This window comes from Lentzea pudingi (genome assembly GCF_014646255.1).
GTDB classification, from domain to species: domain Bacteria; phylum Actinomycetota; class Actinomycetes; order Mycobacteriales; family Pseudonocardiaceae; genus Lentzea; species Lentzea pudingi.
In genome coordinates this window covers 1-21446 of record NZ_BMNC01000006.1, presented here as the reverse complement: position 1 = coordinate 21446, position 21446 = coordinate 1, and the positions used below count along the sequence as shown (strand labels likewise).

The following is a 21446-nucleotide window of genomic DNA, read 5'->3' as shown; positions in this document are numbered from 1 at the left end:
ACCGCGAGATCACACCACCCCCTCTACAGTTCTTCCGTGGCCGCGCGGATCAGTGATCGAGTGGGCGGCCTGCTGCTGTTCCGGGTGGCGGGCATCCCGGTGTTGCTCGCGCCGTCGTGGTGGATCGGCTCGGCGATCGTGGTGGCGTTCTACGCGCCGTTCGTCGACGACCTGGCCCCCGGCACGCCGCCGGGCGTCGGGCTGCTGATGGCCGTGCTGCTCGCCCTCTTCCTCGGGTTGTCGGTGCTCGCGCACGAGCTCGGCCACTGCATAGCGGCGCTGCGGCTCGGCCTGCCGGTCAGGAGGCTGCACCTCTTCCTGCTGGGCGGGTCTACCGAGATCATGCGCACGCCCGCCAAACCCGGCCATGAGGGCGCCGTCGCGGGTGCCGGGCCGGCCGTGTCCGTCGGGCTCGCGATCCTGTTCGGCCTCGGCGCGATGGTCATGCGGCAGGACGGCGTCGTGTGGGTGCTGGTCTTCCAGCTCGCCGCCGCGAACGCCGCCGTCGCGATCTTCAACCTCCTGCCCGGCCTGCCGCTCGACGGCGGCCGGATCGTCAGGGCGGGCGTGTGGGCCGTGACGGGCCAACGGGCGACGGGCACGCGTGTCGCCGTGGTCGGCGGTATCGCCGTGGCCATCGCACTGGTGGCGTGGGCGCTGTACGGCGTCGCGGAAGGTGCCCAGGACCGTTGGCTGCGCTTCGGTGTGTGCGTGCTCACGGCGTGGGGAGTCGTCGTCGGTGCGAGGAGCGAGCTCGCGAGCGAACGCCGCCGCACGTGGCCCGCCGGGGTGTCCCTCAACGACCTGATCCGCCCGGTGCTCCAGCTGCCGGCGGAGAGCCCCGTCGCGGACGCCCTGAGCACCTCGGCCGGCCGTGGGGTGGTGCTGGTGCGCGCGGACGGCGTGGCGGCCGGGCTGCTCGACACCGAGGCGGCCGAGAGGCTCGCCGCGGCCAGCCCTTTCGCCCCCGCCGAGCAGGCGGCGGAGCCGATCCTGCCCGAGACCGTGCTGCTCGCCGACGAGCCCGGCGAGGAGATCGTCGAACGCGTCCAGGGCACCGCCGCGTGGCAGTTCCTCGTCGTCGACCTGGAGGGCCGCCCGGCGGGTGTGCTGCGCAGGGAGGACCTGCGTGCGGCCATTGAGAAGGGCGTTTGACACCATTGCGCGGTGATTAGCGCAAGTGGACCGTTCCAGCCGGGCGACCGGGTTCAGCTCACCGACCCCAAGGGACGGCACTACACCGTCGTTCTGGAGCCCGGCAAGGAGTACCACACCCACCGCGGCGCCATCCCGCACGACAAGCTGATCGGTCAGCCCGAGGGCTCCGTCGTGGCGTCGGTGGGCGGCACGAACTTCCTGGCACTGCGCCCGCTGCTGCCGGACTACGTGCTGTCGATGCCGCGTGGCGCGCAGGTGATCTACCCGAAGGACGCCGCGCAGATCTGCATGTACGGCGACATCTTCCCGGGCGCGCGCGTCCTGGAGGCGGGCGCGGGCTCCGGCGCGTTGTCGTGCTCGCTGCTGCGCGCGGTGGGGGAGAAGGGCAGCGTCCAGTCCTACGAGGTGCGCGAGGACCACGCGGTCCACGCGATCCGCAACGTGGAGACGTTCTTCGGCGAGCGCCCCGGCAACTGGTCGATCACCGTCGACGACGTGAAGAACCACGAGGGCGAGGTCGACCGGGTCATCCTCGACATGCTCTCGCCGTGGGAGGTCCTGCCCACGATCGCGAAGAACCTCATCCCGGGCGGCGTCCTCGTCGTCTACGTCGCCACCACCACGCAGCTCTCCGTGGTCACCGAGGCGCTGCGGGAGATGACGTGCTTCACCGAGCCCCACGCGTGGGAGACGCTCGTGCGCCCGTGGCACGTCGTCGGTCTCGCCGTGCGGCCGGAGCACCGGATGATCGGGCACACCGCGTTCCTGCTGACCACGCGCAGGCTCGCGGAGGGCGTGACGGCGCCGAGGCCGCAGCGCCGCCCCAGCAAGGGCTGATCCCCGAACGCCGAGGGCCCCGCACTCCACCGGTGGAGTGCGGGGCCCTCGCGCGTCGGGTCAGTTGCCCTCGAGCTTGTCGATGCCGCAGACCTTCCAGTCGCCGCCCTCTTTGGTGAGCTTGTAGATGATGGCGCCGGACGCGACCTTGCCCGGGTTGGCCGGGTCCTGCAGGCCGGTGAGGTTCTGCTTGAACGTGCCGGTGCTGCCCGACGTCTTGACCTCCGTGACGGTGGCCTTCACGCTCGGGTTCGGCTGGGCGGACTGGGTCTTGAGCTTCGGGAACTCCGCCGAGCACACGATGTCCTTGACGTCGTTCGGGTTGCTGTTGCCCGCGTGGACGCCCTTCAGGATCCGCTCGGTGAACTCCTCGGCCACGTCTTTGGCCGCGCTGTCACCGCCGCTGGACGAGCTTTTCGACGACGGCGTGGCCGGCTTCGAGCTACCGCCCGTCGGGTCCGAGTCCGAGCTGGCGGCCGTCGGCGCGGCGGTGGTGCTGTCCGAGTCGTTGCCGGAGAGCAGGACCGCCGTGATGCCGCCGCCGACGAGCACCAGCACGCCGACGATGACGCCGACGATGAGGCCGGTGTTGCTCTTCTTGGGCGGGGGGCCGCCGAACCCGCCGGGCTGGCCGAAGGGCTGCTGACCGTAGGGCTGCTGGCCGTACGGACCGGGCTGCTGCTGGCCGTGGGGACCCTGCTGCTGGAAACCGCCGCTCTGCGGTCCCTGCTGGCCGAACGGGTCCTGCTGCGGCTGGCCGTACTGGCCGGGCTGCTGGCCGTAGCCGGGGGGCGGCTGCTGGCCGTACCCCGGCTGAGGGGGCTGGCCGGGCTGCTGCCCGTACCCCGGCGGCGGCTGCTGGCCGTAGCCGGGTTGCTGGGGCGGCTGGTTCCCGTACGGGCCCGGCTGCTGTGGCGGGTAGGTCATCGAAGTTCCCCCGAAGAAGGTGTGCGGATCCGGCTGCAGGTCACTTGGGCGGCTGGACCTGGGCAGCCTCGGAGGCGAGCGTGCAGTACTTCCAGTCGCCGGAGATCTTCTTGAACTTGACCTCGGTGTCGGTGACCTTGCTCTGGCCACCGTAGGACAGCTCGACCTTGACCTTCACGGTCGCCTGGTCACCGGACACGGTCGCGTCGCCGACCGTCACCTTGGGCTTGAGCGACTTGGACAGCTCCTCGGCCGCCTTCTGCTGGTCGGCAGGGAGTTGCTTGAACTCCTCCTGCAGCGCCTTGGCCTCGTCGACGACCTCCTTGCAGGCGAGCTTCGAGGCCTTCTCGATGTCGTTGTTGATCGCGAAGTACTCCTTCGCGACGTTCTTGACCTCGGCGGCGTCCCCACCGCCGGCGCCGGAGTCCGGCGACGAGCTGCTGGAGCTGTTCGAGCTGTCACCCGAGGTCAGGAAGACAGCGGTCGCGCCACCGCCGACGAGCACCAGCACACCGACGATGACGCCGACGATCAAGCCGGTGTTGCTCTTCTTGGGCGGGGGACCGCCGAACCCGCCGGGCTGGCCGAAGGGCTGCTGACCGTAGGGCTGCTGGCCGTACGGACCGGGCTGGCCCTGCGGCTGGCCGTAGGGACCGGGCTGGCCGTACTGGCCGGGCTGCTGGAAACCGCCGCTCTGCGGTCCCTGCAGGCCGAACGGGTCCTGCTGGGGCTGGCCGTACTGGCCTGGCTGCTGGCCGTAGCCGGGGGGCGGCTGCTGGCCGTACCCGGGCTGGGGCTGCTGGCCGTGACCCGGCTGCTGCGGCGGCTGCTGCCCGTACGGCCCACCGGGCTGCGGCTGCTGCCCGTAGAGTCCGGGCTGCTGCGGCGGGTAGGTCATCGAAATCCCCCGATGCGGATGAGGTGGTCCTTCTCTGGACATTGTGGTGCCTGGCCGGGCGACTCGCGGGCGAATGGGGTCCATCGACACGCGCGAGTGGTCATGCACACGGTCTGAAGTCGCGCTGGAGTCGCGTTCCGGTCGCGCGAAGGTCGTGTCCGATAACGATTGTGGCAACTCGACCGGAAATCGAGCGCGATGCTCTGCGCTGTCGGGGTGGTGCGCCGGACGCGTCGGTGGAACCACCCGGTTGGCCGCACGCCGTCCGGTCGGACCGGAGGCCTGCTCGCGCGGGCCCTCCGATGGACACGAACGGGGTGGATTGCGGTGCGTGACCACCGAACGGACCAAGAACTGGTCCACCTGGTGGGACGATGGCGGATCGCCGCCCGTCGCCGGGCCGTGAGCCGTACCAGGCGTGTCCACCGTCGCCCGAGCGAGGTCGCGGAGCGTGGGGGCCGGGTGCCCGCACAGGTGCTCCCATGGCCCTCTCCTCGGACTTCTCGCAGGTCGTCTGGCGTGTCGCGGCGCGACTCGCCGGTCGCGGTTTCTGAGACGCACCGTAGCGGGTGGGACGCCGGGCCGGACACCGAGATGGAGCAGTTGACCTCTGTTGGAGGGTTCACCGTTGCACCACACGAGCGAAGATGATGTTGTGAGTACCCCATTTTGTCGGTGATCGCCGGTACCGTAATCGGTACGAACACGGGAGGAGGGTGCCGACATGCAGCACGGTCATCCCGGCAGCCAACCCGATGAGGGTGGCGAGCTGAACCAGGGCAACATTTCTGCTGAGCTGACTGCGCAGATCAGGTTCCTCGAGGACGAGATCGCGTCGTTGCGTCGCAAGCTGACCGAGTCCCCGCGGCACACGCGGTTGCTCGAGCAGCGCTTGGCTGAGGCGACAGAGCGCGTCAGCCAGCTGACCGAGCGAAACACGAAGCTCATAGACACCCTCCGCGAAGCACGAAGCCAGCTGCTCGCGCTGCGTGAAGAGGTCGACCGGCTGGCGCAACCGCCCAGCGGGTACGGCGTCTTCATGGCACGTTTCGACGACGGCACCGTCGACGTCTTCACGTCCGGCCGCAGGATGCGCGTAGCCGTGTCCCCCGCGGTCGAGCCGGAGAAGATCGCCTACGGCCAGTCCGTCCGTCTGAACGAGGCGCTCACGGTCGTCGAGGCCGGCGGGTTCGAGCGTTCCGGTGAGGTCTGCGCGCTGCGGGAGGTGCTGACCGACGACGACGGTCTGGACACCATTTCCCGCGCGCTGGTCGTCGGCCACGCGGACGAGGAGAGGGTGGTCTGGCTCGCCCAGCCACTGCTCGACGCGCCGCTGAAGCCCGGCGACTCGCTGCTGGTCGACTCGAAGGCGGGTTTCGCCTACGAGCGGGTCCCCAAGGCCGAGGTTGAGGACCTCGTGCTCGAAGAGGTCCCGGACATCGACTACAGCGACATCGGTGGCCTCTCCCGGCAGATCGAGCAGATCCGCGACGCCGTGGAGCTGCCGTTCCTGCACGCCGACCTGTTCCGCGAGTACGAGCTGCGCCCGCCCAAGGGCGTGCTGCTCTACGGCCCTCCCGGCTGCGGCAAGACGCTCATCGCGAAGGCGGTGGCGAACTCCCTGGCCAAGAAGGTGCGGGAGATCCGCGGCGAGACCGACAAGCAGGCCAAGTCGTACTTCCTCAACATCAAGGGCCCCGAGCTCCTCAACAAGTTCGTCGGTGAGACCGAGCGGCACATCCGCCTGATCTTCCAGCGGGCTCGGGAGAAGGCGTCCGACGGCACCCCCGTGATCGTGTTCTTCGACGAGATGGACTCGATCTTCCGCACCCGTGGTTCGGGTGTGTCGTCCGACGTCGAGACGACGATCGTGCCCCAGCTCCTCGCCGAGATCGACGGCGTCGAGGGCCTGGAGAACGTCATCGTCATCGGCGCCTCCAACCGCGAGGACATGATCGACCCGGCGATCCTCCGCCCGGGCCGGCTCGACGTGAAGATCAAGATCGAGCGGCCCGACGCCGAGGGCGCGAAGGACATCTTCAACAAGTACCTGACGCCCAACCTCCCGCTGCACGCCGACGACCTCGCCGAGTTCGGCGGGGACCCGAAGGCCTGCATCGAGGGCATGGTGCAGCACACCGTGGAGCGCATGTACGAGGAGTCGGAGGACAACCGGTTCCTGGAGGTCACCTACGCGAACGGTGACAAGGAGGTCCTGTACTTCCGGGACTTCAACTCCGGCGCCATGATCCAGAACATCGTCGACAGGGCGAAGAAGGCGGCGATCAAGTCGCTGCTGGACACCAAGCAGCCCGGACTCTCCGTCCGGCACCTGCAGGCCGCCATCCTCGACGAGTTCGCCGAGAACGAGGACCTGCCGAACACGACGAACCCGGACGACTGGGCTCGCATCTCGGGCAAGAAGGGCGAGCGGATCGTCTACATCCGCACGCTCGTCACCGGGAAGAACCAGGACGCCGGCCGCGCGATCGACACGGCCACGAACACCGGCACGTACCTGTAAGGCTGCTTCATCGAGCCGCCCCGGTCGCGTTTCGCGGCCGGGGCGGTTCGCTGTTCGCGGGCTACTTGAGCAGGCGGAAGCGGGACTGCTCAGCCCAGGCGCGGAGGAATCCGGCCGTGCCGAGCGCTGTCGGGTACGGGCCGCCGGTGACACCCAGAACGCCCGGCAGGCCGGTGGCCACGTGGTCGGCCTGGGTGTCGCAGCCCGCGCTGACGTCGAAGAACCACGGGCGCGGCTGCTCGAAGCGCGTGGAGTGCCGGCGCACGAAAGCCTCGAACTCGCGCAGCGCGGTCTCGGGCACGGACTCCGCCAGCTCGACCACCAGTGTCGGGCCCGGCATCAGCGCACCAGGCCGGACTCGTAGGCCGCGATCACCAGCTGCGCCCGGTCCCGCGCGTGCAGCTTCGCCAGCAGGTTCCCGATGTGCGTCTTCACCGTGCCAGGACTGACGTGCAGCTCGGCCATGATCTCGGCGTTGGACAGCCCGCGGGCGATGAGCAGCAGGACCTCCTTCTCCCGCTCCGTCACCCGCTCCAGCCCGCGCACCACCGGTGAGGCGGGACGGCGGACGAACTCCGAGATCAGTCGCCGCGTCACCGTCGGCGAGAGCAGCGACTCACCGGAGGCCACCACGCGGATCGCGGCCAGCAGTTCGGCGGGAGGCGTGTCCTTCAAGAGGAACCCGGACGCGCCTGCCCGAAGTGCCCCGAAGACGTACTCGTCCAGGTCGAACGTCGTCAGCACCAGCACGCGTGGGCCGTCCAGCAGGCGCGTGGCCTCGATGCCGTCCATCTCGGGCATGCGGATGTCCATCAGCACCACGTCGGGCTCCAGGGAGGCGGCCAGGGCCACGGCTTCGGCGCCGGTGCCTGCCTCGCCCACCACCGTGAGGTCCGGTTCGTGGTCGACCAGCAGCCGGAAGCTGGCGCGCAGCAACGCCTGGTCGTCGGCGATCAGCACGCGGGTCATCGGGTCGGCAGCTCCGCGACGACCCGGAAACCGCCGTCGGGGCCGGGGCCCGCGCTGAACGTGCCTCCGTACACGGCCACGCGTTCGCGCATGCCGATCAGACCGTGTCCCACTCCGAGCTCCCTCACCCCAGGCCCGTCGTCCGCCACGTCGACGCGGACGGCTTCCGGTGTCACGTCTACCGAGACGGTGCACGACGCGGGCGCCGCGTGCTTCACGACGTTCGTCAGCGCCTCCTGCACGATCCGGTACGCCGAGAGCCCGATGCCTTCCGGCACTTCGGTGTCACCGCGCACCTGCAGCGCCACACGCACGCCCGCCAGCGACGCGCGGTCGGCCAGGTCGGCGAGGCCGTCGAGGCCGGGGGAGGGGGCGAGGTCGGCGTCGGCGCGCAGCACCCCCAGGAGGCCGCGCATCTCCGTCAGGGCCGCACGGCTCGTTTCCGAGATGACCTGCAACGCCTCGTAGGCGTGCTCGGGTGAGCGCACGTGTGCGGCGTTGCCCGCCTGCACGGCGATCAGCGAAAGGTTGTGCGCCACGACGTCGTGCAGTTCGCGGGCGATGCGCAGGCGTTCGTCGGAGAGTGCCTGCTCGCCCTGCTGGGCCCTCTCGCGTTCGAGGTAGGAGCGCCGCATCCGGGTCGTGTAGCCGATGATCCAGACGGCGCTCATCGCGGTGAGGACGACGAACACGTTCTCGGGTTCACCGCCGGAGACGCCGGCGATCGCGACCACGGCGAACGCGAGGGCGGCGAGCGACCACCTCCGGGAGCGGTCGACGGCCACGGTGTAGAGCGCGAAGCACACGGCACCGACCGGGGCGCCCAGTGCCTCCGTCGGCAGCACTTGGCCGACCACCACCGCCGCCGTGGCGGCCGTGCTGACCACCAAGGCGGTCACGGGCCAGATCCGGCGGACCGTGACGGGCAGCGCGACGAGGAGGGTGCCGGGGACGACGAGCCACCACGACTTGTCCTGGTGCTCCACCATGGCGTAGCCGACGAGGACGCCGATCACCACCGCGGCGGTGAGGTCGACCAGGTAGAGGTGCAGTCGTGCGATCACGACGACGACGGTAACGAAGCACTCGTCCGAACCGCCTCGGACCACGGTCCGATTCCCGGGATCGGAGCACGGGCCGATCCGCGCGACGCCCGCGAGCGCGAACCTCTTCCGCATGATCGAGGTGCGGAACCTGACGAAGAGATACGGCGACACGACAGCGGTCGAGGACCTGTCGTTCACCGTCCACCCCGGACTGGTGACGGGCTTCCTCGGCCCGAACGGAGCCGGCAAGTCCACGACGATGCGGATGATCCTCGGCCTGGACCGGCCCACGGGCGGCGAGGCGCTGATCGGCGGTGAGCGCTACCAGGACCTGGACCAGCCGCTGCGCCACGTCGGCGCGTTGCTCGACCCCGGCGCCGTCCACCACGGCCGCAGGGCGCTCGACCACCTGCGGTGGATCGCCGCCAGCAACGGCATCGGCGAGAAGCGTGCGGTGGAACTGCTGGAGCAGGTCGGGCTGGGAGGCGTGCGGCACAAGCGGATCAGGGCGTTGTCGCTCGGCATGAAGCAACGCCTGGGCGTCGCGGCGGCGTTGCTGGGGGACCCGAGGGTGCTGATGTTCGACGAGCCGGTCAACGGCCTCGACCCCGAGGGCGTGCGGTGGATCCGCGACCTCATGCGCGGGCTCGCGAAGGAGGGCCGGACGGTGTTCGTCTCCAGCCACCTGATGAGCGAGATGGCGCTGACCGCCGACCACGTCGTGATCGTCGCAAGAGGACAGCTGGTCAAGGAGACGCCGATGGAGGCGTTGACCCGCAACGGTTCGCTGGAGGACGCCTACCTCGAACTCACCTCCGGGAGGGGACTGTGAAGAACGCGCTCGCCGCGGAGTGGTGCAAGCTCCGGACCGTCCGGGCGCCGTACGGGCTGCTCGCCGCGGTCGGCCTGATGATCGTGTTCGGCGCGCTGATCTCGTTCCTGATGGTGCGGGACTACGACACCTCGCCGGCCGCTGAGCAGGCCAGGTTCGCCTCGGCCGACTTCAGCGTGGTGATCACGCCCGTCGTCCAGTTCCTCGTCGCCGCGCTCGGCGCGTTGATCGCGACCTCCGACCCGAGGCTCACCGCGCTGACCGCCGTGCCGGACCGGAAACGCCTGCTGGCGGCCAAGACCGTGCTCGCCGCCGCAGTGGCCGTGGTGGTCGGTGGCGTGACGCTCGCGCTCAGCCTCGGCATCAGCGCGCTGATCATGGGGGACCGGCCCGCGCCGATCGCACCCTGGGAGAGCATCGGCGACGTGCTGCCGTGGGGCGGCGCGGCGGTGCTGTCGATCCTGGTAACGGGCCTGTTCGGGCTCGGGCTCGGCCTGGCGGTCCGGTCGACGGCGGTCACGATCGTGATCATGGGCCTGCTGCTGTGGGGGCTGCCGGCGGTCACGCCCATGCTGCCGGAGCCCTGGAACATGGACGCGTCCGCGGTGATGGTGCCGTATCTGGTGTGGGAGGTCGCGGGCGTCGTCAACGACCCTCCGCTGAGCCCGCTGGCCGCGGTCGCAGTTTTGGGGCTTTACGTACTGGTGACTCTGGGTGCCGGAACTGTGACTCTTCTGCGACGAGACGCTTGACTCGCTCTGGGGGCCGACCTATGGTCATCTATACCTTTAATCGGTAAGGAAACTTCCCTAACAAATCCGCCGCCGGCAGTCCGAGAGGAGACGCTGTATGTCCTGGCAGAAGTCTGTGGTGGCGCTCGCCGCGGCGGTCGTGCTCCCGTTGACCGGTGTGATGGCGGGCAGTTCGGTCGCCGACGCTCCCAGGGGCACCTACGCCGCCGCCGCGCTGCCGCCGGGTTCGCCCGCGGCGGTCAACGGTCAGCTCAAGGTGTGCGGCGTCAAGCTGTGCAACAAGAACGGCAAACAGATCCAGTTGCGCGGCATGAGCACGCACGGCATCCAGTGGTACTCCCAGTGCGTGAAGACCGCGTCCCTGGACGCGCTCGCGAACGACTGGAAGGCCGACATCCTCCGCATCTCGATGTACATCCAGGAAGGTGGCTACGAGTCGAACCCTCGCAAGTTCACCGACATGGTGCACGGCTACATCGAGGAGGCCACGAAGCGCGGTCTGTACGCGCTGGTCGACTGGCACCAGCTCTCGCCGGGCGACCCGAACCACAACACCGCGCGCGCCAAGACCTTCTTCAAGGAGATCGCGCAGCGGCACAAGGACAAGACGAACATCATCTACGACATCGCCAACGAGCCGAACGGCGTGACGTGGTCGCGGGTCAAGACCTACGCGGAGGCCGTCATCCCGACGATCCGCGCGGAGGACCCGGACAGCCTCGTGCTCGTCGGCACGCACGGCTGGTCGACGTTCGGCCTGTCCGACGGCCGCAACATCAACGAGGTCAGCCAGAACAAGGTCAACGCCTCGAACCTGATGTACACGTTCCACTTCTACGCGAAGGACCACCGCGACTCGTACCTCAACGCGTTGCGCACGGTCTCGAGCCAGGTGCCGGTCTTCGTCACCGAGTTCGGTTCGCAGGAGGCCTCCGGTGACGGTCCGAACGACTTCACCATGGCGAACAAGTTCATCTCGTTCATGAAGGAAGCCAAGATCTCCTGGACGAACTGGAACTTCTCCGACGACCACCGCACGGGTGCGGTGTTCAACAGCGGCACCTGCTCCGGTGGCAACTTCGCCGGTGAGGGTGTGCTGAAGGAGGCCGGCAAGTGGGTGCGCAACCACATCCGCACGGCTGACGACTTCTGATCTCCCCGCACCACCGACCCCGGCGGGTCACGTGAACGGCGGTCCTTCGGGGCCGCCGTTCTTCGTTGTGCCGCTTGCCCTTTGGTGCAGTTCGGGCCTCGTTCGTTGACCATCCCGTTGCCGTGCGGGAACTTGCGTGTGTCGCCGCCGCGATGGTCTAGAGGAGATGCGCGAATGGTTTGGCAGAAGTCTGTTCTGGCACTCGCCGCAGCGATCGTGCTCCCGTTGAGCGGTCTCGCCGTGAGCACCGCCGCGGCCGCGTTGCCGCCCGGTTCGCCCGCGGCGGTCAACGGCCAGCTGAAGGTCTGCGGCGTCCAGCTGTGCAACAGCAGTGGCAAGGCCGTCCAGTTGCGCGGCATGAGCACGCACGGCATCCAGTGGTTCAACGGCTGCAACAAGTCCCAGTGGTGGGACGCGCTGCAGAACGACTGGAAGGCCGACTTCGTCCGCGTCGCGATGTACGTCGCCGCGAAGGAGGGCGGCTACGAGACGAACCCGCGCAAGTTCACGGACCTCATGCACGGCTACATCGAGGAGGCCACCAGGCGCGGTCTCTACGTGCTGGTCGACTGGCACCAGCTCGACCCGGGCGACCCGAACGAGTACACCGCGAAGGCGAAGACGTTCTTCAAGGAGATCGCGCAGCGGCACAAGGACAAGACGAACATCATCTACGACATCGCCAACGAACCGAACAAGGTGTCGTGGGCGAGGATCAAGTCCTACGCGGAGCAGATGGTCCCGGTCATCCGCGCGGAGGACCCGGACAGCCTGATCATCTCCGGCACGAACGGCTGGTCGACGTTCGGCCACTCCGACGAGCAGGACCCGTCGGTGGTGCTGAAGAACAAGGTCAACGCGACGAACTTCATGTACTCGTTCCACTTCTACGCGAACGAGCACCGGGACTCGCACCTCGCGGTCCTCGACCAGGTGTCGAGCAAGGTGCCCGTCTTCGTGACGGAGTTCGGCACGCAGGAGGCGTCCGGTGACGGCCCGAACGACTTCACCATGGCGCAGAAGTACGTCGACCTGATGAAGCGGAAGAAGATCTCCTGGGCGAACTGGAACTTCTCCGACGACAAGCGGTCCGGCGCGGTGTTCAAGCAGGGCACGTGCTCGGGCACGTCGTTCGGCGGGACGAGCAAGCTCAAGCCGGCGGGGGTCTGGGTGCGCGACGTCGTGCGCGCGCCCGACCAGTGGTGACCTACCGTTGCCGGCATGGCACAACTCGCTCTAGGTCTCGCGTCCCTCGGCCGTCCCGCTTACATCAACCTCGGCCGAGAGGGCGCGTTGCCGGCGGTGCGCGACGTCGAGTCCATGCGCGCGCAGTGCCACCTCGTGCTCGACGCGGCCTACGAGCTGGGCATCCGGTGGGTCGACGCCGCCCGTTCATACGGGCTGTCGGAGGACTTCCTGTCGTCGTGGCTGCCCGGCCACGACGACGTGACGATCTCCAGCAAGTGGGGGTACGCCTACACCGCGGACTGGCGGGCCGACGCCGAGGTGCACGAGGTCAAGGAGCACTCACTCGCCCGGTTCACGCGGCAGTGGCGGGAGACCACGGCGCTGCTGCCGCGCGTGGACCTCTACCAGGTGCACTCGCTGACGGCCGACAGTCCACTGTTCGCCGACCGCGCGCTACAGGATGCGATGGCCGGGACCGGGGTGCCGCTGGGTTTCTCCACGTCCGGGCCGCGGCAGGCCGACGCGATCCGCAAGGCGCTCGGCCTCGGCATCTTCTCGTCCGTCCAGTCCACCTGGAACCTGCTGGAGACCTCGGCGGGGGAGGCCCTGCGGCAGGCGCACGACGCCGGGTTGCGGGTGATCGTCAAGGAGGGCGTGGCCAACGGACGGCTCGTCGTCGATCCTCCGCAAGCGGTTGCGGCACAGGCGGAAGCGCTGGGCGTCGGGCCGGACGCGGTCGCGCTGGCGGCGATCGCGCGGCAGCCGTTCGTGGACGTCGTGCTGTCCGGCGCGGCGAGCCCGGCGCAGCTGCGGTCCAATGTGGACGCGCTGCGGATCGACGTCGACCTGCCCGACCTGGCCGAGCCCGCCGAGCAGTACTGGAAAATCCGTTCCGGCCTCACCTGGAACTAGCTACGGTGGCGCCGTGAGCGATGCGCCCGTCGAGGCTTTCGAACCCCCGTACTACGCGGTGGTCTTCACCACCGTGCGGACCGACGACCAGAACGGCTACCGCGAGACCAACACGCGCATGGAAGAACTCGTGCGGGAGGTCCCCGGCTACCTCGGGATGGACCACGCCCAGAACCCCGGCGGGCTCGGCATCACCGTCGCGTACTTCCGCGACGTCGACGCGCTCACGCAGTGGCGGACCAACCTGGAGCACCGGGCGGCGCAGCAGCGCGGCCGGGAGCACTGGTACGACACCTACACGCTGCACGTCGCGAAAGTGGAGCGCAGCCACGGTTTCAAGCGCTCCTAGAGAGCCACTCCCCGCCGATCGCCCTTCCGTCCGGCACGAGCGGCCAGTCCGGGTCCTCGATCCTCGCGCGCAGCTCGGCCGCGTCCATCCACCCGCCCCAGGCGACCTCCTCGGGCTGGTGGGTGAACGGGCCGTCGCTGCGCGTCTCGTAGATCCACGCGTGGTAGCGCGTCTGCTCGTCGACGTAGATGGTCTGGAACAGCGGAGTCAGCGGGGTCTCGACACCGAGCTCCTCGCGCAGTTCCCGTCGAGCGGCCTGGTCAGGGGTCTCGCCCGCGTCGATCACGCCACCCGCCGAGAAGTCGTACAGGCCGGGGAAGATGTCCTTGGTGTCGGTGCGGCGGTGCACGTAGACCCGTTCGCCGTCGGTGGAGTGCACGACGGTCAGGACACAGCCGTGCCAGAGGTTCTCGGCGCGCATGCGTTCGCGCGTCACCTCGCCGATGACGTTCGCGGCCTCGTCGTAGAGGTTGATCATCCCCGTGTCCTCCTGTGGTCGTACGCGAGCTTGCTACCCCAGTCCGACGCCCGCTGATCGCCTTCCTTCCTACCTTCGGGAACGTCAGACGTCACCGAGGAGGATTCGTGTCCACTTCCCTGCGGCTCGGCGTCGCCGAGTTCCGCGCCCGGCCGGGCCGCGCGCTGCTGCCCGGCGTCGCGCTCGTCGTCGGCGTGGCCTGCCTGCTGGCCGCCCTGGTGCTGAGCGACGCGCTCACCCGGTCGGTCGACGAGGGCGCGCCCCTCACACCGTCGTCGGTGGGTCACGTGGTGGACACCAAACCGGTCGAGTACGGCACACCCGAGACGGATCGCGCCAAGCTGGACGACGCGGTGCTGGCCAAGCTCTCCGCCGTCGGCAGGGCCGTGCCCGTGCAGGTGGCGCAGGCGGACCTGCTGGACGCGGGCGGCCGTGCGGGGGAGCACCGCGCCGAGGTGCACGTCCAGCAGCCGGACCTGGTGCGCTGGCCGCTCGCCGAGGGGAAGGCGCCGGCGGCGGACCGCGAGGTCGCCGTCGACAAGATCACCGCGTACGAGCGCGGGCTGAAGCCCGGCGACCGGATCAAGCTCGCCGCCGCGAACGGCAAGCCGGTCGAGGTGACCGTCAGCGGGATCATGAAGAAGGGCGGGCTCGACGCCCGGCCGGTCCTGGTCGCCGGCCCGGACCTCGCGAAGAAGCTGGACGCGGAGCCGTTCACCAAGGAGATCTGGGTGATCGGCGGTGAGCGGGACGCCGTCAAGGCCGCGGCGGGTGCCTCCTACGTGGTGTGGGACCCGGCGCCGGACGCCGACAGCATCGGCAACGAACTGACGTTCATCCTGCTGCCGTTCAGCGTGCTCGCCCTCGCGACGGCCGTGTTCGTCGCGGCGGCCACGTTCCGCGCGGTCTACGCGCAGCGGCAGCGGCAGACGGCGCTGCTGCGGTGCATCGGCGCCCAGCGCGGGCCGTTGGTGCGCCGGAGCCTGTTCGAGGCTCTCGTGACGGGTGCGCTGGCGGGTGTCGCCGGTGCGTTGCTCGGCGGACCGATGGCGTGGCTGCTCGCCAGGACGTTCGACGTCACCGGCATCTCCGTGCTGTTCGGCGCGGTCGAGCTCAGCCCGGAACTGCTGCCGTCGCTCGGGTACGTGATCCTCGGGGTCGCCGTTGCCGCCGTGCTGAGCGTGATGGCGGCCGTTCGTCCCGCGATCAACGCCGCGCGCGTCTCGCCGTTGGCTGCTCTGCGTGATGCGGAGAACGAGGTTCCCCCGCGGTCCGTTCGACGCCTTCGGCTCGTGTTCGGCGTGCTGTTCACTGCCGGCGCAGGACTGCTCGCGATGGCCGCGATCGCGGCCAAGGGCACGTCCGTCGCTCCGCTCGCGGTCACGTTCTCCGCGATCGCCGCGGTGACCGGCCTGTTCTGGATCCTCGGCCCGGTCACGGTCCCGCTGATCGCGCGGTTGTTCGGCAGGATCGGTGGTACGGGTTGGACGCAGTGGAAGCTCGCCGGCGCCGAGGTGCGCAGGATGCCGCAGAGGTCGGCCTCGGTGGCGCTGCCGTTGCTGCTGGCGAGCTCGATGGTGACGTTCTTCCTGGTCGTGCTGGGAGGGGCGGAGGAGCTGACGTTCCAGTACGCGAACGAGGAGCGCCCGGACGCGACCGTGGTGGACGCGGGTGACCGGCCGCTGCCGGCGATCCCGGCGCAGCCCGGCGTGGCGGCCTCGGTGGTGCTCCACAAGACGGGGGACAGCGCCGCGAGCGTGGACCCCGAGCAGTTCAGGACGTGGCTCAGGGCGCAGAACGTGGCGGGCGCCGACCAGCTCGTGGCCGGGACCGCCATCGTGCCGCCGCACTGGGAGGGCCGGCCGTTCGTCGAGGCCGACGGCAAGCAGTACCAGGTGGTCGGCATCGTTCCCGGCAGCATCACGGGGTACACGCCGATCGTCGCCGGCCCCACGACGGGACCGGCGGAGAAGGTGCTGGTCGCGTTGCGGCCCGGTGTCGACCCCGCCCAGTTCCGGTCCGAGTTGCAGGCCGCGCTGCCGAACAACCCGACCGTGATCGTCCAGACCGACGCGGACGAACGGGCGAAGGCGGCCCGGTACATGCACCTGGGCACCGTGCTGATGATGGTGCTGCTCGGACTGTCCGTGGCGGTCGCCGTCACCGGTATCGGCACCGCGCTGACCATCTCCGTCCAGGAACGCCGGAAAGAGCTCGCACTCAGGCGCGCCCTGGGCGTCACTCGAGGCGGGCTGCAGGGCGGGGTCATCGCTGAAGCGGTCATGCTGGCCCTCGTCGGGGTGGTCGGCGGTGGTGTGCTCGGGTTCGCCTACGCCGAGGTCGCGTTCCTCTCGCTCGGCGTCCCACTGGCGCTGCCCGGGCTCAAGGTGGTGTTGCCGCTGGTCACGGGCGCGGTCATCGTGATCCTGCTCGCCGTCGCCGCCGCTTTCGGGCCTTCACGGGGCGCCTCGAGGATTCGTCCTGCAGCCGGACTGGCATCCGGGTGAATAGGGTGAGGGGAGTTTCACCGTGAAGCTCCCCTCACGTTGTTGTGCGGGGTCAGGTCATAAGGTGTTGCGCATGCGGCGGATCATGGGAACCGAGGTCGAGTACGGCATCTCAGTGCCGGGCGACGCGACCGCGAACCCGGTGCTCACTTCGACACAGGTGGTTCTTGCGTACGCGGCGGCGGCGGACATACCGCGCGCCAGGCGGGCGCGCTGGGACTACGAGGTGGAGTCGCCACTGCGCGACGCGCGCGGGTTCGACCTGGGCTCGCCCGGTGGTCACCCCACCGACTCCGACGTCGAGGACCTGGGCGCGGCGAACGTCATCCTCACCAACGGCGCGCGGCTCTACGTCGACCACGCGCACCCCGAGTACTCGGCACCCGAGGTCACCAACGCGCGTGACGCGGTGATCTGGGACAAGGCCGGGGAGCGGATCATGGAGGAGGCCGCGATCAAGGCCGCCTCCGTGCCCGGCCAGCCCCGCCTGCAGCTGTACAAGAACAACGTCGACGGCAAGGGCGCGTCGTACGGCACGCACGAGAACTACCTGATGCAGCGGTCGACGCCGTTCACGGCCGTCATCGCGGGCCTCACGCCGTTCTTCGCGTCGCGCCAGGTCATCACCGGCTCCGGCCGCGTGGGCATCGGGCAGTCCGGCGAGGAGGCAGGCTTCCAGCTCTCGCAGCGCTCCGACTACATCGAGGTCGAGGTCGGCCTCGAGACGACGCTCAAGCGCGGCATCATCAACACGCGCGACGAGCCGCACGCGGACGCGGACAAGTACCGCCGCCTGCACGTCATCATCGGCGACGCGAACCTGGCCGAGTACTCCACGTTCCTCAAGGTCGGCACCGCGTCCCTGGTCCTCGACATGATCGAGGCCGGGCAGCGGTTCGACGACCTGCGCATGGTCGACCCGGTGCGCGCGGTGCACCAGATCAGCCACGACCCGACGCTCAAGACCAAGGTCGAGATGACCGGCGGGCGCAAGTTCACCGGCCTCGACGTGCAGTTCGCCTACCACGAGCGCGCGCTCGCGTTCGTCGAGAAGGAGGGCGTCGGCGACCGCGAGGTCCTGCGGATCTGGGGCGAGGTGCTCGAGGCGCTCGCCCGCGACCCGGCGGAGTGCGCGGACCGGCTCGACTGGGTCGCGAAGCTGCGGCTGCTCGAGGGCTACCGGCAGCGCGACGGCCTGGAGTGGGGCGCGGCCCGGCTCAACCTGGTCGACCTGCAGTACTCCGACGTCCGCCTCGACAAGGGCCTCTACAACCGCCTCGTCGCGCGCGGCTCGATGAAGCGCCTCGTGAGCGAGGAAGAGGTCCGCGCGGCCATCACCACGCCGCCCGAGGACACGCGCGCGTACTTCCGCGGCCGGTGCCTGGAGCGCTACCCGACCTCGGTCGCGGCCGCCTCGTGGGACTCCGTGATCTTTGATCTCGGTCGAGAATCCCTCGTGCGAATTCCGACGCTCGAACCGCTTCGCGGGACGAAAGCGCACGTCGGAGCCCTTCTGGAGGCCTCCGACACCGCCGAGCAACTGGTGGACGCGCTGACTCGCGGGTGATCGTCTACCCGAGTGGCTCAGGGTTTTTGTCGGTGCCGCTGGGTAGTGTTCTTGTCAGGCGAGTCAGTGGGAGGCCGAGATGTCCCAGGAACAGAAGCAGCGCCAGGGTGGTGGCGACGGCGACGACGGCGCGGACGACGCCGCCGGCGCAGGTCAGGAACGCCGCGAGAAGCTCGGCGAGGACGTGGACGCGATCCTCGACGAGATCGACGACGTGCTCGAGGAGAACGCGGAGGACTTCGTCCGCGCATACGTGCAGAAGGGTGGTCAGTAGGCCTTCGGGGGCCTGCCGACCACTCCGGGGACGGGAGAACAACCAACACATGGACCACAGCTCGACCGGGCGTTACCCGGCCGCGGCGTTGCCCTCGGCGTACCTCACGCCGGGCTCGTCGTCGTTCACGGACTTCCTGCGGGCACAGGCACCCGACATGCTGCCTAGTGGCCGGAAGCTCCCGGAGGGGACCGTCCAGGCCCCGCACGGGACGACGATCGTCGCGGCCACCTACAAGGGTGGTGTCGTGATCGCCGGCGACCGGCGCGCGACGATGGGCAACGTCATCGCGCAGCGCGACATGAAGAAGGTCTTCGTCACCGACGACCACTCGGCCGTCGGCATCGCGGGCACCGCGGGCATCGCGATCGAGATCGTGCGCCTGTACACGGTGGAGCTGCGCCACTACGAGAAGATCGAGGGCGTGCCGCTGTCTCTCGACGGCAAGGCGAACCGCCTCTCGGCGATGATCAGGGGCAACCTGGACGCGGCCATGGCCGGCCTCGCCGTGGTGCCCCTGTTCGCCGGGTACGACACCTCGGCCACCGACTCGGACCGCGCCGGCCGCATCGTGTCCTACGACGTCACCGGTGGCCGCTACGAGGAGTCGCAGGGCTACCAGGCCGTCGGCTCGGGCTCGCTGTTCGCGAAGTCGGCCCTCAAGAAGCTCTACGACCCCGACGCCGACGTCGACGCCGCCATCCGCTCCGTGGTGGAGGCCCTGTACGACGCGGCCGACGACGACTCGGCGACAGGCGGCCCGGACCCGGTCCGCCGCCTCTACCCGATCGTGGTCACGATCAACGGCGTCGACGGCGCCGTCGAGGTCCCGGAATCGCAGGTCTCCACGATCGCCGACGCGGTCGTCGAAGGCCGCCGAGCCCGGCCCGCAGGCTGAGTCCCCCACACGTTCGACGTCAGGAGCACCACCCATGACGATGCCGCTGTACGCATCGGCAGAGCAGGTGATGCGCGACCGCTCGGAGTACGCCCGCAAGGGCATCGCCAGGGGTCGCAGCGTCATCGTGCTGAAGTACGCCGACGGGATTCTGTTCGTCGCGGAGAACCCGTCCAGCACGCTGCACAAGGTCTCGGAGATCTACGACCGCATCGGGTTCGCCGCCGTGGGGCGGTACAGCGAGTTCGAGAACTTGAGGCAGGCCGGGATCCGGTTTGCTGACGTCCGCGGGTATCAGAACGATCCTCGGGACGTCACTTCTCGGTCGTTGGCGAACGTTTACGCGACTACGCTGGGCACCTACTTCACCGAGCAGATCAAGCCCTTCGAGGTGGAGATCGCGGTGGCTGAGGTCGGGGATGTCGCTGGGGCTGACACGTTGTACCGGTTGACGTATGACGGGTCCATCGTGGACGAGCCCCAGTACATCGTGATGGGCGGCACTGTCGATGCTGCCAACACCGCTTTGAAGGAGGCCTTTGCTGACGGGCTTTCGTTGGCTGAGGCTGTTCCTGTTGCGGTGAAGGCGTTGTCGGCTGGGTCGCCGTCCACTGGGAACGGGGCTGCTGAGATTCTTCCCGCCGCGAAGTTGGAGGTTGCGGTGTTGGAGAGGGCTCGGCCTCGGCGGGCGTTCCGGCGGATTGCCGGGGGTGCGTTGGATGCTTTGATGCCTGCTCCTGCCAAGGGTGGGAAGGCTGTTGAGGATGTTGAGTTGCCCGGTGGCTCGGAGGATGAGTCGAAGTAGGGTGGTTGAGGTTTGCTGGGCCCCTGGCTGGTTGGTCGGGGGCCCTTTGTTTTGGGCGCTGGTTGGTTGGGTCGTTGCTGTTGCGGGCGGCCTGTTGCTGGTGCGTGCTTCCCCTGGGGGCGCTGCCCCCAGACCCCCGGCAATCTGATCAGGGGGCCCGCGCTGTCTGCGGGTAGATGGCACGCCTGTTGCTTTGAGCGGCTGCCGGTTGATTTGTGTGGTGGCGTCGGCGGTGGGGTCCCATCACGAGCCGAGCCAAGAGCGGGCCACATGCCTGGAGGGGTGTCAACTCGACGAAAAGCGTGTCGAGTTGACACCCCTCCAGGCATGCAGCAAGTGCTATGGCGCGACTCGTGATGGGACCCCACCGCCCAGTGCGCTTGCTAAAGACGAAAGACGTACGGCTCGCCTGCGGCATCGCGTTGTCAGGCGTAGGTGGCTAGTTGGTCTGCTAGTTCCTGTGGTTTGCTCAGTGGGGCGTAGTGGCCTGCTTGCAGCTCTACTGGTTTTGTGTTGCTCAGGCGGGTTGCTATCACCTTGCGCATGAAGGTCGGGGTGAAGAAGCGGTCCTCTGTGCACAGGATGAAGTGTGTTGGCACGTCTGGCATTGCGGTGAGGGGCCATGGCTTCGCCATGGCGTTTTCGGCCATGCCTCGTTCTCGTTTTTGGGCTTCCGCTGCCAGGTGTGGTGGGACGTCGTGGAAGAACGCGTCTTCCAGGCCTGGGTCCTCGTAGCCGGTGTTCGCCCACCAGTCGTTCGGGGGTTCGCCTGGGGTGGGGAGCATTGCCGTTACGTAGACGAGGGCCTTGGCGTTGATTTGTGCTGCTGCCAGTGGGGCTACGAGGCCGCCGAAGGAGTGGCCTACCACTACTACGTCCTTGGTGGACGGTAGGGCGTCTACTAGGGCTGTCGCCCAGTCGGTCAGGTCCTTCTGCTCGTCTTCTATGGGGAGGTCCGGGGCGATTGTGGTGTGGCCCTTGGCTTCTAGAGCTTGTGCTACCAGGTGCCAGGACCAGCCCACGTCGCCGCCTCCGTGCGCTATCGCGAAGGTCGTCATGGTGGGAGCCTATTCGCGGCGTTCGATTGGTAGGCGGGAACGGGTGAAGAGGGCTGCGCCCAGCATTGCTACTGCTGGGATTGCCAGTAGGGGGATTGCTGTGTTTGGCCAGGGGATGGTCAGCGGGTTCAGTTCTGGTTGTGGCCAGGTGGTGGCGTAGCCGGTGTTCAGAGCTGTTAGTAGCGCTAGGGCTGCTGCTGTGCCTGCTGCTGTGCCCAGGAGGCCGCCTAGGCCGGCGATCACTCCTGCTTGGGCTAGGTGTACTTGGTCATGAGGTTGGTGACTGAACGCGGCTGATGGGCGGGTGCCCGTCG

The 21446-nt window shown here is 68.9% G+C and carries 20 protein-coding genes and 1 pseudogene; 14 read left to right on the top strand and 7 right to left on the bottom strand.

Annotated features, from left to right (window positions below):
- Nucleotides 1-36 precede the first annotated feature (36 nt).
- Both IEY88_RS22010 and IEY88_RS22005 read left to right on the top strand, forming a co-directional pair.
- The gene (locus IEY88_RS22010; protein ID WP_229693635.1) at nucleotides 37-1155 is read left to right on the top strand and encodes a site-2 protease family protein; all 1119 of its coding nucleotides are present in this window, start codon (nucleotides 37-39) and stop codon (nucleotides 1153-1155) included.
- Between the two features lie 12 nt (nucleotides 1156-1167).
- Nucleotides 1168-1995: a tRNA (adenine-N1)-methyltransferase gene (locus tag IEY88_RS22005; RefSeq protein ID WP_308426006.1), complete on the top strand. Its 828-nt coding sequence runs from the start codon at nucleotides 1168-1170 to the stop codon at nucleotides 1993-1995.
- 60 nt (nucleotides 1996-2055) lie between these two features.
- Here the strand turns inward: IEY88_RS22005 and IEY88_RS22000 are convergent, their stop codons facing one another.
- The gene (locus IEY88_RS22000) at nucleotides 2056-2922 is read right to left on the bottom strand and encodes a hypothetical protein (protein WP_189156704.1); all 867 of its coding nucleotides are present in this window, start codon (nucleotides 2920-2922) and stop codon (nucleotides 2056-2058) included.
- Between the two features lie 40 nt (nucleotides 2923-2962).
- Nucleotides 2963-3820 carry an Rv0361 family membrane protein gene (locus tag IEY88_RS21995; RefSeq protein ID WP_189156703.1) on the bottom strand — a complete coding sequence of 286 codons (858 nt, stop codon included), beginning with the start codon at nucleotides 3818-3820 and terminating at the stop codon, nucleotides 2963-2965.
- 724 nt (nucleotides 3821-4544) lie between these two features.
- Here IEY88_RS21995 and arc point away from each other — a divergent pair.
- The gene (gene arc, locus IEY88_RS21990; protein ID WP_189156702.1) at nucleotides 4545-6344 is read left to right on the top strand and encodes a proteasome ATPase; all 1800 of its coding nucleotides are present in this window, start codon (nucleotides 4545-4547) and stop codon (nucleotides 6342-6344) included.
- A gap of 61 nt (nucleotides 6345-6405) precedes the next feature.
- On the opposite strand, the gene IEY88_RS21985 is transcribed toward arc, so the two are convergent.
- Genes IEY88_RS21985 through IEY88_RS21975 form a run of 3 tightly spaced genes read right to left on the bottom strand, consistent with a single transcriptional unit; the run spans nucleotide 6406 to nucleotide 8377 of the window.
- Nucleotides 6406-6684 carry a DUF6368 family protein gene (locus tag IEY88_RS21985; RefSeq protein WP_189156701.1) on the bottom strand — a complete coding sequence of 93 codons (279 nt, stop codon included), beginning with the start codon at nucleotides 6682-6684 and terminating at the stop codon, nucleotides 6406-6408.
- Nucleotides 6684-7313, bottom strand: a complete 630-nt coding sequence (locus IEY88_RS21980) for a response regulator (RefSeq protein ID WP_189156700.1) — start codon at nucleotides 7311-7313, stop codon at nucleotides 6684-6686. Before IEY88_RS21980 ends, IEY88_RS21985 begins: the two co-directional genes overlap by 1 nt.
- Nucleotides 7310-8377, bottom strand: a complete 1068-nt coding sequence (locus tag IEY88_RS21975; RefSeq protein ID WP_229693634.1) for a sensor histidine kinase — start codon at nucleotides 8375-8377, stop codon at nucleotides 7310-7312. The genes IEY88_RS21980 and IEY88_RS21975 overlap by 4 nt, the downstream gene beginning before the upstream one ends.
- Nucleotides 8378-8489: 112 nt before the next feature.
- On the opposite strand from IEY88_RS21975, the pseudogene IEY88_RS21970 reads away from it, so the two are divergent.
- From IEY88_RS21970 to IEY88_RS21945, 6 genes and pseudogenes are all read left to right on the top strand, one after another.
- A pseudogene (locus IEY88_RS21970) lies at nucleotides 8490-9137 on the top strand (ABC transporter ATP-binding protein); the annotation flags it as partial.
- A gap of 50 nt (nucleotides 9138-9187) precedes the next feature.
- A complete protein-coding gene (locus IEY88_RS21965; protein ID WP_189156698.1) occupies nucleotides 9188-9943 on the top strand; it encodes an ABC transporter permease in 756 nt (251 codons plus the stop codon).
- A 97-nt stretch (nucleotides 9944-10040) separates the two neighbouring features.
- Entirely contained in the window at nucleotides 10041-11096 is a 1056-nt protein-coding gene (locus IEY88_RS21960) for a glycoside hydrolase family 5 protein (RefSeq protein ID WP_189156697.1), read from the top strand.
- 174 nt (nucleotides 11097-11270) lie between these two features.
- Nucleotides 11271-12302, top strand: a complete 1032-nt coding sequence (locus tag IEY88_RS21955; protein WP_189156696.1) for a glycoside hydrolase family 5 protein — start codon at nucleotides 11271-11273, stop codon at nucleotides 12300-12302.
- 15 nt (nucleotides 12303-12317) lie between these two features.
- The gene (locus tag IEY88_RS21950; protein ID WP_189156695.1) at nucleotides 12318-13196 is read left to right on the top strand and encodes an aldo/keto reductase; all 879 of its coding nucleotides are present in this window, start codon (nucleotides 12318-12320) and stop codon (nucleotides 13194-13196) included.
- A gap of 13 nt (nucleotides 13197-13209) precedes the next feature.
- Nucleotides 13210-13545, top strand: coding sequence for an antibiotic biosynthesis monooxygenase family protein (locus tag IEY88_RS21945; RefSeq protein WP_229693633.1), 336 nt, complete (start codon nucleotides 13210-13212; stop codon nucleotides 13543-13545).
- Here the strand turns inward: IEY88_RS21945 and IEY88_RS21940 are convergent.
- Nucleotides 13532-14023, bottom strand: a complete 492-nt coding sequence (locus IEY88_RS21940) for an NUDIX hydrolase (protein ID WP_189156693.1) — start codon at nucleotides 14021-14023, stop codon at nucleotides 13532-13534. The two genes, IEY88_RS21945 and IEY88_RS21940, sit on opposite strands and share 14 nt — an antisense overlap.
- A 107-nt stretch (nucleotides 14024-14130) precedes the next feature.
- Here IEY88_RS21940 and IEY88_RS21935 point away from each other — a divergent pair, with 107 nt between their 5' ends.
- The 5 genes from IEY88_RS21935 to prcA all read left to right on the top strand — a co-directional run bounded on the left by IEY88_RS21935 (nucleotide 14131) and on the right by prcA (nucleotide 20074).
- Complete coding sequence (locus tag IEY88_RS21935; RefSeq protein ID WP_189156692.1) at nucleotides 14131-16530, top strand: FtsX-like permease family protein; 2400 nt, start codon at nucleotides 14131-14133, stop codon at nucleotides 16528-16530.
- Between the two features lie 73 nt (nucleotides 16531-16603).
- Complete coding sequence (gene dop, locus IEY88_RS21930; RefSeq protein WP_189156691.1) at nucleotides 16604-18097, top strand: depupylase/deamidase Dop; 1494 nt, start codon at nucleotides 16604-16606, stop codon at nucleotides 18095-18097.
- 79 nt (nucleotides 18098-18176) lie between these two features.
- On the top strand, nucleotides 18177-18371 hold the full coding sequence (locus IEY88_RS21925; RefSeq protein WP_030471529.1) for a ubiquitin-like protein Pup: 195 nt from the start codon (nucleotides 18177-18179) through the stop codon (nucleotides 18369-18371).
- Nucleotides 18372-18420: 49 nt separating this feature from the next.
- The gene (gene prcB, locus IEY88_RS21920) at nucleotides 18421-19269 is read left to right on the top strand and encodes a proteasome subunit beta (protein WP_189156690.1); all 849 of its coding nucleotides are present in this window, start codon (nucleotides 18421-18423) and stop codon (nucleotides 19267-19269) included.
- 34 nt (nucleotides 19270-19303) lie between these two features.
- Nucleotides 19304-20074 (top strand): proteasome subunit alpha, encoded by a 771-nt coding sequence (prcA, locus tag IEY88_RS21915; protein WP_189156689.1) that lies wholly within the window; start codon nucleotides 19304-19306, stop codon nucleotides 20072-20074.
- A gap of 425 nt (nucleotides 20075-20499) precedes the next feature.
- Here prcA and IEY88_RS21910 read toward each other — a convergent pair whose 3' ends face one another.
- Nucleotides 20500-21132, bottom strand: coding sequence for an alpha/beta fold hydrolase (locus tag IEY88_RS21910; RefSeq protein WP_189156688.1), 633 nt, complete (start codon nucleotides 21130-21132; stop codon nucleotides 20500-20502).
- Nucleotides 21133-21446: the final 314 nt, after the last annotated feature.